The following is a 12,880-nucleotide window of genomic DNA, read 5'->3' as shown; positions in this document are numbered from 1 at the left end:
GTTTAATAATCCCATTCTGAGCGGAAAATGCTGTCATTATCCGAATCTGAATCTGTGTGTTTCGCAGGTAACGGAATAAAGTCAATTTCACCGCCTGTCATATAACTGGCACGTACCGCCATACAATATGCTACGGCTGAGTCGCCATGTCGTTTGCCCGATTTGTCTTTTGAGCGTGATTTATCAATTTTCGGCACACCGTTGATGACTTGAATATGCCCGTGGTCGAGAATAATCTCTTCATCTCTCGGAATCTCAATATAGCCCGATTCATACAATGCTTTGTATTTCGGCATCCATTCTCGATACCAGTTATCTGAGAGATTAACGCAATCAATCATCATCGCCCCATAGCGAATCAATGCCGCTTCAGCGAGATAGCCACCGTTACCGGTGGCATCGAATGCAGCACCAATTAGCCGTGGTGTGTTTTGCAACATAAACAGCATAATTTGCTTCTGTTGATTGTATGGGCAATTCTTAATTTCAAGCGTGATGTCGATATGCCGAGCCGTATCAGGTTGCACCGCACAAACGGCATACACACTCAAGTCAGCCGAGCGGGCAAAGTCCACACCGAAGCTATGACGGTGTTCAGTATTTAATGCTTGCAAGTGCGGTAAGAGTTGCGTTAAGCAAAATTCTGCCGTGGTGACTTCACGCTCTTCTTCCGTCCAGTCCATAAATTTTGCATCACACTCAAACCGCAGTTTCACCTTGCCTTCAACCGCCGCTCGCTCAATTAATGGACGAGGAATATATGCACCCGAGCTTGCTTTCGGTACGCAGTAGTATTCTTCCAGCGCGTCTTCTTCCGAAGCGGTATTTTTAAGCAAATCTGCTTTCCATTTATCTTCTTTTTCTTGTGACCACTCTTGTTTAGTTACTTGGCAAATTCGTTTATAGAGACCATCCGCACAAGCATCATCAATCGTAATCGTATGGACAGAATAGTCTTTTCTACCAGCTCGGCTATCAAGAATAAGTTGATTAAATAAATTATAGACCCCGTTATGTGTTGAGATAATTCTGACTTTTGAGCCCCACATAGTTAAAGCAAGAGCCGCTTTAATCAAAGCGGCTAAATCATCATGGAATGCTGCTTCATCAATTACCACAACCCCCTGCATACCACGTAAATTTGATGGGCGACTAGATAATGCTTTAATTTTAAAACCCGATGCAAAATGGATCACAAAAGTGAGAATATCTTTACCTTCTTTCTCGTCAGTTAAAACTTCTTCTTGTGTATCACTTGCAGCATAATTAAATGCTTTTGACCACATTGCAGCCGCATCAATGTATTCTCGCGCCATTTCTTTATTTGAGCCCACATAAAAAACATTATCGCCCCCATCTCTACGCATTGTACTAGAGACTAAAGCATTGTCAGCGGCTTCAGCCCACGTTAATCCACATCGCCGAGTTTTCTCAGCTATTTTTAGCGGACTATCATCCGCAATCCATTTTTTTTGATAAAAAAGTAATAATTCTTTCGGATCAAATAAATGAAGATTATCTAAAAAATCTTGGCATTCTTTCGATAATTCATTTAAAGGGCGTTCATTCATTAATGTCATAATGCAATGCCTAAAATTTGTTCCTTGATCGTTTTGACTGTTTCTGCCGATAACCCAGCTTGTACCACAACTTTCTCAGCTGTTTCGGCCGCCTGCTGGGCAACTTCTTTACGGACTTTGCGTTCGCGTTCTTCAGATATGCTTTGAGCTTGCTCAATACGATTCGCAATCAAAGCAAGCTGATTCAAAAATTTAGGGTCGTTCGCTACTTTTTCATCGGCAGTAATGGTTAAATCAAATGCCATGGTTTTAACAGCTTCCATTAGTAGCTTACCAATATCCGACTGCGGTGCTTCGCCGAGTTGCTTTGTCCATACTTCAGCGACTTCACGTGCTTGACGAATTTTTGCCCCCATTTTTTCCATGCGGGAAGCATAGCGGTTTAGCCCAGTTTTACTTAGTTGCATTTCATCTGGTAAACCACAATCAATAATCAGATTATTGATTTCTTCTAATATTTCAGCCTGTGAGAATTGTTTGTCTCGTAGCATTGCTGCTAACTGTGTTTTAATGTTTGGGGGTAGCAAATCAACTTTGCTGGCACGTCCACGTGTTGTTTTATCGCTCATTTAAACGCTCCTTAAATTTTGTTTAAAAACCGTTTAAATTTTTGGTCTAGGGCGTTTAACACCGGCAACTTCGACACGACCCTGAGCGACATCTAACCCACGCTGTGTGATACTTGCGACCATATAACCGTCTTTTAAACGTTCAAGCGTAAGCAAACCTTGTTCTTCCAACCATGTTAAATGTGTACGAACTAAATCACGACTAATGTCATGACCGTACAAGTCTAAGCAATCGCTAATAATTGATTCGTTTGCGTCATAACCTGCGTCTGCAAGAGCGTGCAAAATAACTAAGCGTTGGTCTTGCGTTAATAAATCTTTCAACATTCTTACTATTCCTTTAATTTAGCCTCTAGTAAAAGTCCAAGCTGATGACTGACGGCATCCATCTGACGGCTTGTTGCTTTTGTGTCGCCCTTAACGTCTGTCACCAATGTTTTTAATCGTTCAACATCAACCGCCGTCGGCAGATTCTCAACTTTTGTTTCAAGCGTTGCCAAACGGCTATCGTGGCTGCGAGCAATATCGGCAAGTTGATTTAGGTCATTCTTTTTCGCATATTTGCTGTCAAGTTTGAGCCAAAAACCACCCGCAATAATTGCTACACCAGCAGAAATCACACCAAAATTGGCACGCACAAATTCAAATAAATCATTCATCATCGTCCTGCCTCCCAGTCTTCTTGGCAACTAATACAACGGTGAGCGGTAGGTTCTGCTCGTAAACGAGCCTCGGGAATCGGTAAACCGCATTCGCTACATTGACGCCCGGCTTGTGCGATAGCGTCAATTTCGTCATCTGATAACTCTGTCTCTAAATGCGGTGCGAGTTGCATTTCTAAAATCTGTTCTTCACGTTCAGAAATGCGATCTAATAAATCTGGCATTACTCATCCTTTTGTTCTGCGTCTTTACAGATTTCGCGATAGGTGGTGTTATGCACTAAAATTTGTGCTAACGTTTCGGTGGTATCTTTACGGCTTGCTTTAATAATTGAAAAGCCTGCACAAGACGTATTAGTCACGTAAGTCACCGTCGGTGTGCAAGCGGTCAATAACCCCATCACGGCTAGTGCTACTAATGTTTTCTTCATTTTGCTTTCTCACTTCAAAATTCTTTACTTTGGTTTCAGCTACCGCTTTAGCAGCTTTTAACTGTTCATTTTTCTGCAATAGCGCTTGATTTTTCTTTTTTTCTCTGCTGACTTGTACGCTTTTAAATACGCCCCAGCCTCCAAGTAACGCCACTGCAGATACAATAGCGGCAAGTTGAGTTGTAAACATTATTCTTCCTCCGTCGTGCGAGAGCGTTTAAATGCGCTCACTGCGCCTTTCGTTGCGGCTGTGCCAACACATGCAAATAAAAACGTGCTAAACAGCTCGGGAACATAAGGCTTATCCATATATACGCAATAAATCATGATGATCAGGCTTGCTAAAAAGCCGAAAAATTGGATTGTTGCAGTCGTTGATAAGCGACCATCTCCGTTTGAAATCAAATCTTTCATGCTGTTTTAATCCTTATATAAGTGTTCTAAATTCACGACTTGCTCAGAATCAAGCCAAGACCATACGTCAAAACACGGGCAGTCTTTTAGCCATTCGCTTTTAGTGATCTTGCCATCGTTATTTAAGTCTGGAGATAAGTCACGATGACCATAGATTTTTGCTTTTGGATGCTTGGCTTCTAGTTCACGTAACAGCTTATGTAATGATTGCCACTGTGCTTCAGTGTATTCAGCGTGATTTTTACCACTTGCACTAATGCCACCGATTAAACAGATACCAACAGAATTGCTGTTATGACCTTTTACGTGAGCGCCGATTTCGCCGACTTGACGACCTGTTTCTACTGTGCCATCAATATCAATAATGAAGTGGTAGCCAATGTGTTTGAGATGAGCATTAAAATTTTTTACCGCAGTAGCTGAACGTTTATAGCCACGCTCTTTGTGCCATTTATCGATGACTTGAGCTGATGATTTATCTGTTGTTTTGAGAGACTTGCCATTGCGAGTTGCAGAGCAATGGATAACGATTTTGAGGATTGGTAGGGACATAAAAAAACTCCAACTGTCAATTTTTGGTTGATAGTTGGAGTTTAATCGGTTGTAAGATTATGTCGGTTTGCGACACATCAGTTTAAAGTTAGAATAAATCCATTTGATGTCGCTTCCGTTGCAGCGCGCGTTGTTGGCGTAAAATCGCATAAATTGTTGTTTGAGACAACCGGTATTTTCTAATCAGTTCCGGAATATTTTTACCGTCGAACTCTTGATAAACTTGTGCGTCTCGTAATGCTTCTTTGATTTTATCACCTGCCGGCAGATAAAACGACTTGCCGCCGAAGTAATGTGCTATTACACCGGCAAGTTTGCAAGCTGTCAATTTTGCATTATCTTCTGCAAATTTTTGGCGAATAAGTTCTGCTTGCATCACATCAATCACTTCAACTAACAACTGCGGCCAGCGATTCTGTACCTCACTTTCGGGGATATTATCTAAATTATCAAATAACGCCCCGATTTCAGCATGCTCTTCATCAAAAAGTTCTGCTTGTTCTTTTTGCATAAAAAAACGCCTCAAAATTCATCAACTCATGGAACAAATTATAGTGATTTGTTGTGTAATAGAGTGAAAAATTTTGAGGTGTTATCTATTCGCTAGTTTATATCCCATTGATAAAAAAGGGAAAATAGCCTTTTTATGTAAAATTTAACTGCTTATTATTTGAGCAGTTGATTTATTGCCATGTTTGAGCCAAATCTGATATTCAGGACTATTTTTTACAATATCTTCTCGCCCTAAATCAACATATCTTTGCACATATAGTACGGCGTTTCTAATTTGTTCTTGTTCCGCTTGCTGAGCTTTCACTTCTTCGCTTTGATTTTTGCCGGTTCGTACTACTGCAAAATTTGGCCTTTGAGTCTCATACACCGATTTGAGGTAATTATGGTTAGTAAGCGGTTCAATTTTTTGCCCTGTTTGCAATGCCTGTTGGCGTTTTTTGCGGATACTTGCCACGGTTTCACTTAATGCTTGAGCCAACAACAATGAACAAGGGTATAAATCCAACACGTCATTTAAAATTTTTAAAGCTCTAGCGTTGTTTAAGTTGCTTTTGCCAGGCTTGAACAAGCCTAAATAAGCCACCATTGGTTGAGCTGTGCCGTGTGTGAGCTGGCTAATTTTGCCGAGTAATTCTCGCCCTGCGTCATCTTCAATCAGGCCTTCTAAATGAATATCACTATGGCAAATCGGACATCTACATAACTTCATTATAATGTCTCCCATACTTTCTGGTATGCTTCGACTAAATTGTCATAGCTTGCTTGACGATAATCACAAGGTTCTCCGTTTCTGTGAAGAGTCGCTTTTGCGTTCAAGCTTTCCAAATGTTCGATTATTAACCGTCTATGCCATTTTTTTAGTATTTCAAGCAATTGGCTTGCGTCATTTACATCTAATGCCCCCACATTTAACACTAATACAGAGCGGTTTTTATTGATGATTTTACGCATATACGCATTTAATGCTTGTTCGCTTGAATCTCTTAAAAAACCGTGCTTACCCATCGTAATCCATACGGCTCGGATTTTATGAGTAATTTCACTTTTCACTGGTGTTTCGCCTGTTACAGGGCTGTAAGCGGTCGGTTTTTTGGCACTTTTTGCAAACCATTTCACTTTTGCGCCTTTGCTTTGCAGTTCGTGTAGCACTTTGTGTAGTTCTACTACTGTGCATTTTGTTGAGCTTTCTTTATTTGTTAGCCGTTTCAATATTTCACGGTAAGTAAAATCATCTAAATTCAACTGACTTTTAGCGATGTGGATCAGTTGAATGAGTTTGGGCTTATCTGTTTTCATTCACTATTCCTCATCATCGAAATAGATTTCTTCAGTATCTACGTACAATCTATATTGAATTGTTGCTTTATGTAGTTCCCATTCTTCATCGCCGTATTTTCTTACAATAAGATATACGCTTTCGTCTTCGTCATACATCTCCCAATCGCTATATTTTTCTTCAAGTATTTCTTGTGCGACATACCCTAAAAGCATTTTCTGACATTTAAATAAGTCCCAGCTTCCTTCTGAGATGATTTTCAGTACATCATCTTTTGTCGGTTCATCATCAAACTCAAAAGCAGCTATATATTCATATAGATCCTTTTTCATATTTACTCCTTTCATTAAGAAAACATTGATAAAAGCATTTCTCTTATCAATACTCACTTAACAAACGCCACGGTGTTTTACGCAACAATTCTAATGATTGAAAACCGTGGCGTGTTGTATGCTAAGGTGTTACATAATTTCCTCCTTGGAAGTCCATTTTTTAACAGTTTGATGAATTTCGTTTCTCAGCTCGCTACGTTGTACTTCAGTAAGTGTAAGCTGATTAATTTTTTCTAAATCAGATTCATAAAATAGCGTATGAATTGCTTTTAAGAAGCCTTCAAGTTGTTTACAGCGGGCTTTATAATCATATTCAGCCATTACACGAAACCTTCTAATTTCGTGCCGTCCACAAATTCAAGCACTGTACTTTCAGCAATTTTTAATAAGGCTTCGAATTGTTGCCCTAAGTATTCCAACATTACTACTGATTTAGCAGCAGTCTTCGGGTTGTTTAACTGGCGAGCCACATCACTATATTCAAAGAATTTCATTGAGCGGATTTTTAAATTACCTGTTAATTTAAAATCAACACGGAATAAGCCATTATCAAAGCGCATTGCAGTAGATTGCACTCGATATTCATCTTCCAATGCTTCAACCGCTTTTTTACGTTTTTCTTCATCATCTAAATGGCGACAGAGTAAATGTGATTCATCATCGCCATTACGTTTGCTAAGCGTTGCTTCGTGTTCAAAATGGAGGTGTTTAAACATCGGGGTAAAATCAGTTAAGTATTTTTGTAAGCGGGTAGTTAAGCCTAATTTTTCATCAGATACCACAACACTTCTAAATCCAGCTAATCCGAAAGATTCGATTAACAGACTGAGGGCAGCTCGGCAATTTTTAGAATTTTTATTTACAATAAGAAGCTCTTTTTCTGGGCTATAAAACACGTTCATTACTTCACTTGAATCTGGCACAATGTTATACACATGAACTCTTGCAATTTCCGACCATTCTTTTTCTGAGTAATATTGTTCTTCTTTACCTTTTGCCTTTTGTTTTAGCTCAAATATTTTCGCTAACAACATTTCTTTCGAGAATTTTTTATAGCTAACACGTAATGTAAAGAAGTAGCCCTCGCTCAGTAGTTGCACTTTGTTGCCTGTTAGTGGATTAGTTACCACTTCCACCGAACAAATATCCCCATGGTCTGGGTAATGAGCATTTTCAATTGTCTCCACAAACTTATCGTGCGGAAACTTAATGCTGTACATAGCGCATTGTGTCATTTGAATAAAATCACTGTTTTTCATTTTTAACTCCTATTGAGGTTGGATAGATAATTTCTGTCTTACTTTTGGCAGTAAATTTTGTACGGTGTCGATATATATACTGCTACGAATATGCTCATTTTGGTTTAAATACTTTTGAGCCTGTATCAGTTGTATTACAGCTTGGTTTAATTGGCTGCTTAATTCACTTTTTTGTTTTTCGGTCATCATAATTTCTCCTAGAATGGTTTGTTGTGCATACGTTTGCAAAATTCAGCCCGCTGTTCTGCCCAGTGTTGATTTTTATCTGATGTTGCTGATAATTTTGCAATCTCCCAATGGTCTTTAGCTTCTGCATAATTGCCTTCTTGCTCTGCTTTTACTGCTTTATCCGCATAGTGCTTATAGCGGTCAAATTTTTGTGCTTTTGTACTCATGCTATTCTCCTCTTAAGTGTTAAAACACATTATTAAAGCCCCTCAAAACGAGGTTTAAAGGGCTTTTAAATGGGTTCTAAAGCTTTACTAATTGACCGTCATATTTTTGCTCTAACGCCATAAGTACCGCTCTTTGTAACCAATCAAGTTCCACAGGATTTTCGTATGCATACTTGATTTCGTGTAATGTTTCACGCTCTTGATCTGATATGCAGCACACTTGTAATAACTTCTCGGCTCTGTCATATTCGCCTTTTGTCGGTTTCCACATTATGCCGTCTCCTGCTCAAACGGTTTAATCACAAAATCTTCTACACCTTGCTTAATCGTAACCCCAGCAATCCCTTTTGCCACTTCAGGCTCAAGGAGTAGGGCTTCTTTGTTGATCTCTTTTTTGGTACGAATAAAGCGGTCAAATCCCATACGTTGCATAAACTCAAGCACTGCATCCGCTCCACGAATTGCCACCGACGGTGGACGTTGTCGCCATTGCACTTCGCCTGTCACAAAATTAGCGGATTTACTCTTGCCGTTCTCAGTCAATTCATCTCGGTTTGCTTCACAGTATTCCTGCACTGCCTTTTGCAAAGGTTCAATTTCAGCTTGTAAACGCTTCAATTCTGGAGCGTAACGCTCGCTTGTTTCGGCGATTAAGTCATTCATTTCTGTGCTGAGGCGAGTATGCTCACGGCTTAAATCGCCAATTTCCTTAATTGCACTTTGTACTTGTTCTTCAGTAGTAAAACGCAACTTTGCGGGTTGTTTTACGCGTGTTTTAGTGGGTTGCTTTGCCATTTTTGCCTCCTAAACTTTCTAATGCTTCAATAAATTCCCCAGCTTCTACTGTGTTATCAAACACTCGTGCGGACTGTGCTAACACAAAGAAATAACGGTTTGATTTGTCTATTTTTTGCATTTTGACGCACCAATCACCTGCGTCAGTGGTATCGATTACCGCATATTCATTACCGTCTTCAATGTCATCCCATAAAAGCGGTGGTGTAACAGCAAATTTGCCTATAATGACTTGTTCTGTCATAGTGTTCTCCTATTAATTGATTGTTTCTTGTCGCCAACACACCCGAATGCCCTCAAGCATGGTGTAGTAGCCTTCCCATCTGCCTAAATCCTCACTTTTACCGAAGCTATAGCGATAGGCTTTGTTCTCTGATATAAGGATTTCGGCAATATGTTTGTTATTACCAACTTCCACTTCAATGCGTGGTTTAATACGAGTAAAATCAATGTTTAACACCGTAAAACCAAGGCTATTAAGGCGGATAATTGCTTTTTGAGTCTGTTTTAAAAATCTGCACGCCACTTGGTTTGTGCGGTTAATATTGTGGTTTGGTTTTAATGCTTTCATTGCTAATCTCCTTTCCCTAGTAACTCTTGGCGAGCTTGGATGATTAAATCTGCTGTAACTGCTTGACCTAACCCCTTCGCAACCATGCCTGCAAGACGTAGTGTTTGGGTTAAAATACGTAAGCCCCCACCTGTTTCTGTAATGCTTTGCATAACCTTTAACGCCTCTTCGTTATTGTCTAATCCCCACGCCCTTGCCACCGCTTTAGTGTCTGCCTGTTTCGTTTTTTGTATGCTGGTATTTTTTGCCACTCGGCTCCAAAGTCTTGCGTATTCATGGCTTGGGCTAATACCACCTTTCATTCGGGTATAAACCTTGTCGTTACCGACTAGCACTAAGCCGATATTAGCTTCTTCTTGCATAATTCGTAGTTCTTCCAATGCTTCATAAGGTAAGTGATCAGCTTCATCAATAATCAGTAAGCCTTCTGTGCCATTAATCTTGCGAGCAATTAAGCGAGAAAGCGTGCCTTTACGACGAGGGGCATCACTAATGCCAAGTTCTAACGCAATTTCATATAAAATCTCGCTAAGGCTTGAGCGACTTGGGCTTGCGGTTACTAGCCAAACATTAGCCCGACCTTTTTTAAACTCCTGAATGGCTTTGGTTTTGCCTACGCCCGACATTCCATAAACGGTTGCCATACAGTTAGCGATTTGGGCAAATTCCAACGTTTTAAAAATCTGCTTTGCCGTTGCCGTTTCGATAAATGCAGGGGCTTCTACAAATTCCCGTGCCTGTACTTCTTTTTTGTTGAAGTAAGCGGTTAATTTTGCTTCTAAATTTGCAATATCTCCGCCATAGTTACCGTTTAAATAGGCGGATAATGCACCGGCATTTACGCCGCTTTCTTTAGCAATTTTGGCTTGTGAAATGCCACTTTCGGCGATATGTTGTTTGATTTGGTCGATTAGTGTCATAATGTTGATCCTGTTTTCTTTTTTTAGGGGATATATGCTTAACTTATTTAAATTACCCACTGACTTTGATAAAAGAGAAGTGGAAGAAGCTGCTGAATATGCCTTTGATATTTGTTTTAAAGATTGGTCTGCTGTCGATTTTGAGCAGCTTTACGATCTGTTAAAATCAAAGATAGGCATTGATAAATATCTTGAGCTGGAAAGAGACATCTATCGCCCTTTCTGGCAATCTTTCTACGTCCTTCCAGTAAAAGAACGCAAAAAGCTAAATAGTTCGCAAAAATATCCGCAGAGATTGGTAAGAGTTTATTCTTATTGGCGCTGGGTAACTGCGGCATTAGTGGTTCAAAATAGGCTACTAGAGCTTGAAACTGTTCGGACTGCATCTGCTCAAAAAGTTGTTGATATATCGCTGAATTTTTTAAGCGACATATCTCGGATTTACGATCATGCACCAGTTTGGTGTGACAAAATGCCATTGCCTTCGCCTTTTCTTGATGAAGATGGTGAAGAAATTCATCATATGTATGATTTACCTGAATATTCATTTGAACTCCTTAAGAGGGGTTTAAACCCTGTTTAAATGTGGCTTTAAATGTTTAAATACCGTTTAAAGCCTTGTGATTATTTGCTTTTCATTGCAACCGCTTTCATAAACGCTTGCTCAAATTCGCTAATGTCTTCTTCGTCCTCTTCAACCACTTGTACCGTTTGCACTTTGCGCATAACGTTGCCGTCCTTGATTGCCATTTCGATGATGTTCGGCTGAAGTTTTGGTTCTTCCTTCACTTCTGGCTGGAATTGAGCAACCTCATTGGCTTCCATTAATTCCATATTTTTCGCAATACGTTTCGTGTCTTTAACGATACGATCACGTAAGCGTTTTTGTGTGCGTGCGGCAGAGGTATCTCCGAAACCTTTCGCTTCATTACATTGCGCTTCAGCTAAGAACACGCCGTCTAAGCTGTACACATACACGGTTTCGTGTAGTTTCTCAGGGTCAAACCGTACAACCACTTCTTTGTGGTGTGTACCTCGCAGACTTTCTGCAAAATAGTTGTTGGTTCTGCCGTACAACTTGCCACCAGCGTTGAGCGTAAACTCACCATTTTTCGTTAAGCGTTGTTTTTCGCTTGTTAGCATTAACATTCTTAACTGCTCAGGACTTGCTTTTCGCACGGTTGCTTGGGCGTAATCCCTTGCAAATACTTGGTCAAAACTAAAAATACCTTGGCAAATTTCGGTTTTTCTTCCCTCTCGGGTATTGAAGATTTCTACGCCTCTGGCTAACGCTTGCATAAAAACTTCATAATCCACTCCATCTTTACCGCCGTTATAGTTGTCGGGCTTGTCGTAAACATTTGCACCCGCATAAAAACCTGCTAATGCGGGGTCTTTATCCACTAATTCGCCAACACCGCCATGGCTAAATGCACGTTCAATCGGTTTTGCTTGTCCGTGTCCTGTACCAGCGATTACGCTCGTCCAGTGCAACTGAATACCGAGTAAGGGGATAATTCCTTTTGGGTCATCAGGCTTCACTTTGAAGCGGTAGCGGTTCGGCACACCGCCTGTCATCCATTTATTTGCTGCTGCTCGGGTGTTATCTATCGTGATATGGCGTGGTATGCCGTATTTGTAGATAACATCCATGAGTGCATAGCGTATGCTGTCAGTGTTCTCGCTAATATCGCAGCGGTAGCCCAATATTTTTCTAGTGCGAATGTCTTGCCAGAACCACGTCTTCGGTCGAACAATTTCGCCGTTTTTCCATCGCACAAATACGTTATGCTGATAGCCGTCTCCGTTGATCCATTCCATTGCTTGAATATCTGCAACAGTTCGTTTCAAACTTGGCACTAATTGAGTAAGTGCATATTCGCCATCTCGTTTTAGCACTTGCACTTCATACGGCACCTCGCTCGCTAATTTGCGTTGTACAGTTTGCTTGCTCGGGATTTTCCACCCCATTTCTTGCGCCGAACGTTTAAGACGTTCATAACAAGCGGCAAGAGTTGGTTTTTCTGGTCTGAGATAATCAGCCAAGAACACGTCCCAAGCCTCTAAATCAAACTCGGCTTTTAAGTTATCTTTTGCTGTTTTGCCACTGCGAGTTAGCAGAACCGCCAGCCAGTCTGATTGTTCAAAGTTGCGTACTTTGTAATACCAATTTTTTAAAGAACCGATTGAAACCGTTTGGGCTGTTGCCACAATTTCGAGAGCTTCCATTAATGGCGTTTTCTCTCTCACTAAGTTTTCCACTGCTACACAAGCGTGGTATTTAGTTTCTGCTTTGCTTTTCTGTTTAGCGTTTGCTTTATCAAACGGTTGCCAGAGTGCTTCTTTTACATAGCGTTCAGCTTTGCCTTTTTCGGACTTATCCGCCACGCTGATTTCTGTTTTTAGGCTCTTTGCATATTGAATTTTGAGAGCCTGTTGGGTTTCTGGGGGAAGGCTGGAGAGGTGGTATTCGTATGCTTTTCCTTGCTTCCCATCCTGTTGTTTCTTTCGCCATTCTTCTTGTCTAGCTTTTTTGTTTACACCTTGTGGTGTACTTGGCATTCCTAGCAAACCAGCTAAATCAGTGGCTGAGAACCATTCATTCATAACGC

General features: G+C 40.5%; 24 protein-coding genes. 1 reads left to right on the top strand and 23 read right to left on the bottom strand.

Going from position 1 to position 12,880, the window contains the following annotated elements; translation table 11 throughout:
* Positions 1–2 precede the first annotated feature (2 nt).
* The 22 genes from L5B90_RS01850 to L5B90_RS01745 all read right to left on the bottom strand — a co-directional run bounded on the left by L5B90_RS01850 (position 3) and on the right by L5B90_RS01745 (position 10,268).
* Positions 3–1,580 carry a terminase large subunit domain-containing protein gene (locus L5B90_RS01850; protein WP_150538963.1) on the bottom strand — a complete coding sequence of 526 codons (1,578 nt, stop codon included), beginning with the start codon at positions 1,578–1,580 and terminating at the stop codon, positions 3–5.
* On the bottom strand, positions 1,577–2,149 hold the full coding sequence (locus tag L5B90_RS01845; RefSeq protein WP_265761991.1) for a DUF3486 family protein: 573 nt from the start codon (positions 2,147–2,149) through the stop codon (positions 1,577–1,579). Before L5B90_RS01845 ends, L5B90_RS01850 begins: the two co-directional genes overlap by 4 nt.
* Positions 2,150–2,182: 33 nt before the next feature.
* Positions 2,183–2,476, bottom strand: coding sequence for a VpaChn25_0724 family phage protein (locus tag L5B90_RS01840; RefSeq protein WP_265761990.1), 294 nt, complete (start codon positions 2,474–2,476; stop codon positions 2,183–2,185).
* A gap of 5 nt (positions 2,477–2,481) precedes the next feature.
* Positions 2,482–2,811 (bottom strand): DUF2730 domain-containing protein, encoded by a 330-nt coding sequence (locus L5B90_RS01835; protein WP_233432353.1) that lies wholly within the window; start codon positions 2,809–2,811, stop codon positions 2,482–2,484.
* A complete protein-coding gene (locus L5B90_RS01830) occupies positions 2,808–3,035 on the bottom strand; it encodes a TraR/DksA family transcriptional regulator (RefSeq protein ID WP_117374148.1) in 228 nt (75 codons plus the stop codon). Before L5B90_RS01830 ends, L5B90_RS01835 begins: the two co-directional genes overlap by 4 nt.
* Positions 3,035–3,172 (bottom strand): hypothetical protein, encoded by a 138-nt coding sequence (locus L5B90_RS01825; protein ID WP_205470244.1) that lies wholly within the window; start codon positions 3,170–3,172, stop codon positions 3,035–3,037. The genes L5B90_RS01830 and L5B90_RS01825 overlap by 1 nt, the downstream gene beginning before the upstream one ends.
* Entirely contained in the window at positions 3,165–3,431 is a 267-nt protein-coding gene (locus L5B90_RS01820; RefSeq protein ID WP_018652007.1) for a DUF2681 domain-containing protein, read from the bottom strand. Before L5B90_RS01820 ends, L5B90_RS01825 begins: the two co-directional genes overlap by 8 nt.
* Positions 3,431–3,655, bottom strand: a complete 225-nt coding sequence (locus L5B90_RS01815) for a DUF2644 domain-containing protein (RefSeq protein WP_117374146.1) — start codon at positions 3,653–3,655, stop codon at positions 3,431–3,433. The genes L5B90_RS01820 and L5B90_RS01815 overlap by 1 nt, the downstream gene beginning before the upstream one ends.
* 6 nt (positions 3,656–3,661) lie before the next feature.
* A complete protein-coding gene (locus tag L5B90_RS01810) occupies positions 3,662–4,207 on the bottom strand; it encodes an N-acetylmuramoyl-L-alanine amidase (RefSeq protein WP_265761989.1) in 546 nt (181 codons plus the stop codon).
* Positions 4,208–4,295: 88 nt separating this feature from the next.
* A complete protein-coding gene (locus L5B90_RS01805; protein WP_117374144.1) occupies positions 4,296–4,718 on the bottom strand; it encodes a Mor transcription activator family protein in 423 nt (140 codons plus the stop codon).
* Positions 4,719–4,862: 144 nt separating this feature from the next.
* The gene (locus L5B90_RS01800; protein WP_265761988.1) at positions 4,863–5,429 is read right to left on the bottom strand and encodes a hypothetical protein; all 567 of its coding nucleotides are present in this window, start codon (positions 5,427–5,429) and stop codon (positions 4,863–4,865) included.
* Positions 5,429–6,016 carry a gp16 family protein gene (locus L5B90_RS01795; protein ID WP_265761987.1) on the bottom strand — a complete coding sequence of 196 codons (588 nt, stop codon included), beginning with the start codon at positions 6,014–6,016 and terminating at the stop codon, positions 5,429–5,431. The genes L5B90_RS01800 and L5B90_RS01795 overlap by 1 nt, the downstream gene beginning before the upstream one ends.
* Before the next feature lie 3 nt (positions 6,017–6,019).
* Entirely contained in the window at positions 6,020–6,328 is a 309-nt protein-coding gene (locus L5B90_RS01790; protein ID WP_150538961.1) for a hypothetical protein, read from the bottom strand.
* A 129-nt stretch (positions 6,329–6,457) separates the two neighbouring features.
* A complete protein-coding gene (locus L5B90_RS01785; protein ID WP_265761985.1) occupies positions 6,458–6,649 on the bottom strand; it encodes a hypothetical protein in 192 nt (63 codons plus the stop codon).
* Positions 6,649–7,587, bottom strand: a complete 939-nt coding sequence (locus L5B90_RS01780; RefSeq protein WP_265761984.1) for a hypothetical protein — start codon at positions 7,585–7,587, stop codon at positions 6,649–6,651. Before L5B90_RS01780 ends, L5B90_RS01785 begins: the two co-directional genes overlap by 1 nt.
* Positions 7,588–7,596: 9 nt before the next feature.
* Complete coding sequence (locus tag L5B90_RS01775; RefSeq protein WP_265761983.1) at positions 7,597–7,776, bottom strand: hypothetical protein; 180 nt, start codon at positions 7,774–7,776, stop codon at positions 7,597–7,599.
* 8 nt (positions 7,777–7,784) lie between these two features.
* Positions 7,785–7,982, bottom strand: coding sequence for an ANR family transcriptional regulator (locus L5B90_RS01770; RefSeq protein WP_265761982.1), 198 nt, complete (start codon positions 7,980–7,982; stop codon positions 7,785–7,787).
* A 76-nt stretch (positions 7,983–8,058) separates the two neighbouring features.
* Positions 8,059–8,253, bottom strand: coding sequence for a hypothetical protein (locus L5B90_RS01765; RefSeq protein WP_265761981.1), 195 nt, complete (start codon positions 8,251–8,253; stop codon positions 8,059–8,061).
* Positions 8,253–8,777, bottom strand: coding sequence for a host-nuclease inhibitor Gam family protein (locus L5B90_RS01760; protein ID WP_265761980.1), 525 nt, complete (start codon positions 8,775–8,777; stop codon positions 8,253–8,255). Before L5B90_RS01760 ends, L5B90_RS01765 begins: the two co-directional genes overlap by 1 nt.
* On the bottom strand, positions 8,758–9,021 hold the full coding sequence (locus L5B90_RS01755) for a hypothetical protein (protein ID WP_265761979.1): 264 nt from the start codon (positions 9,019–9,021) through the stop codon (positions 8,758–8,760). The genes L5B90_RS01760 and L5B90_RS01755 overlap by 20 nt, the downstream gene beginning before the upstream one ends.
* Before the next feature lie 12 nt (positions 9,022–9,033).
* On the bottom strand, positions 9,034–9,348 hold the full coding sequence (locus L5B90_RS01750; protein ID WP_265761978.1) for a hypothetical protein: 315 nt from the start codon (positions 9,346–9,348) through the stop codon (positions 9,034–9,036).
* 2 nt (positions 9,349–9,350) lie between these two features.
* A complete protein-coding gene (locus L5B90_RS01745; protein ID WP_265761977.1) occupies positions 9,351–10,268 on the bottom strand; it encodes an AAA family ATPase in 918 nt (305 codons plus the stop codon).
* 34 nt (positions 10,269–10,302) lie between these two features.
* Between L5B90_RS01745 and L5B90_RS01740 the strand changes: the two genes are divergently transcribed.
* On the top strand, positions 10,303–10,851 hold the full coding sequence (locus tag L5B90_RS01740) for a hypothetical protein (protein WP_265761975.1): 549 nt from the start codon (positions 10,303–10,305) through the stop codon (positions 10,849–10,851).
* 41 nt (positions 10,852–10,892) lie between these two features.
* Here L5B90_RS01740 and L5B90_RS01735 read toward each other — a convergent pair whose 3' ends face one another.
* Positions 10,893–12,875: a transposase domain-containing protein gene (locus tag L5B90_RS01735; protein ID WP_265761974.1), complete on the bottom strand. Its 1,983-nt coding sequence runs from the start codon at positions 12,873–12,875 to the stop codon at positions 10,893–10,895.
* Positions 12,876–12,880: the final 5 nt, after the last annotated feature.

This window comes from Avibacterium sp. 20-129 (genome assembly GCF_026226845.1).
Classification (GTDB): domain Bacteria; phylum Pseudomonadota; class Gammaproteobacteria; order Enterobacterales; family Pasteurellaceae; genus Avibacterium.
The sequence above is the reverse complement of the archived record's forward strand: the minus strand, read 5'-3'. Positions and strand labels throughout refer to the sequence as shown.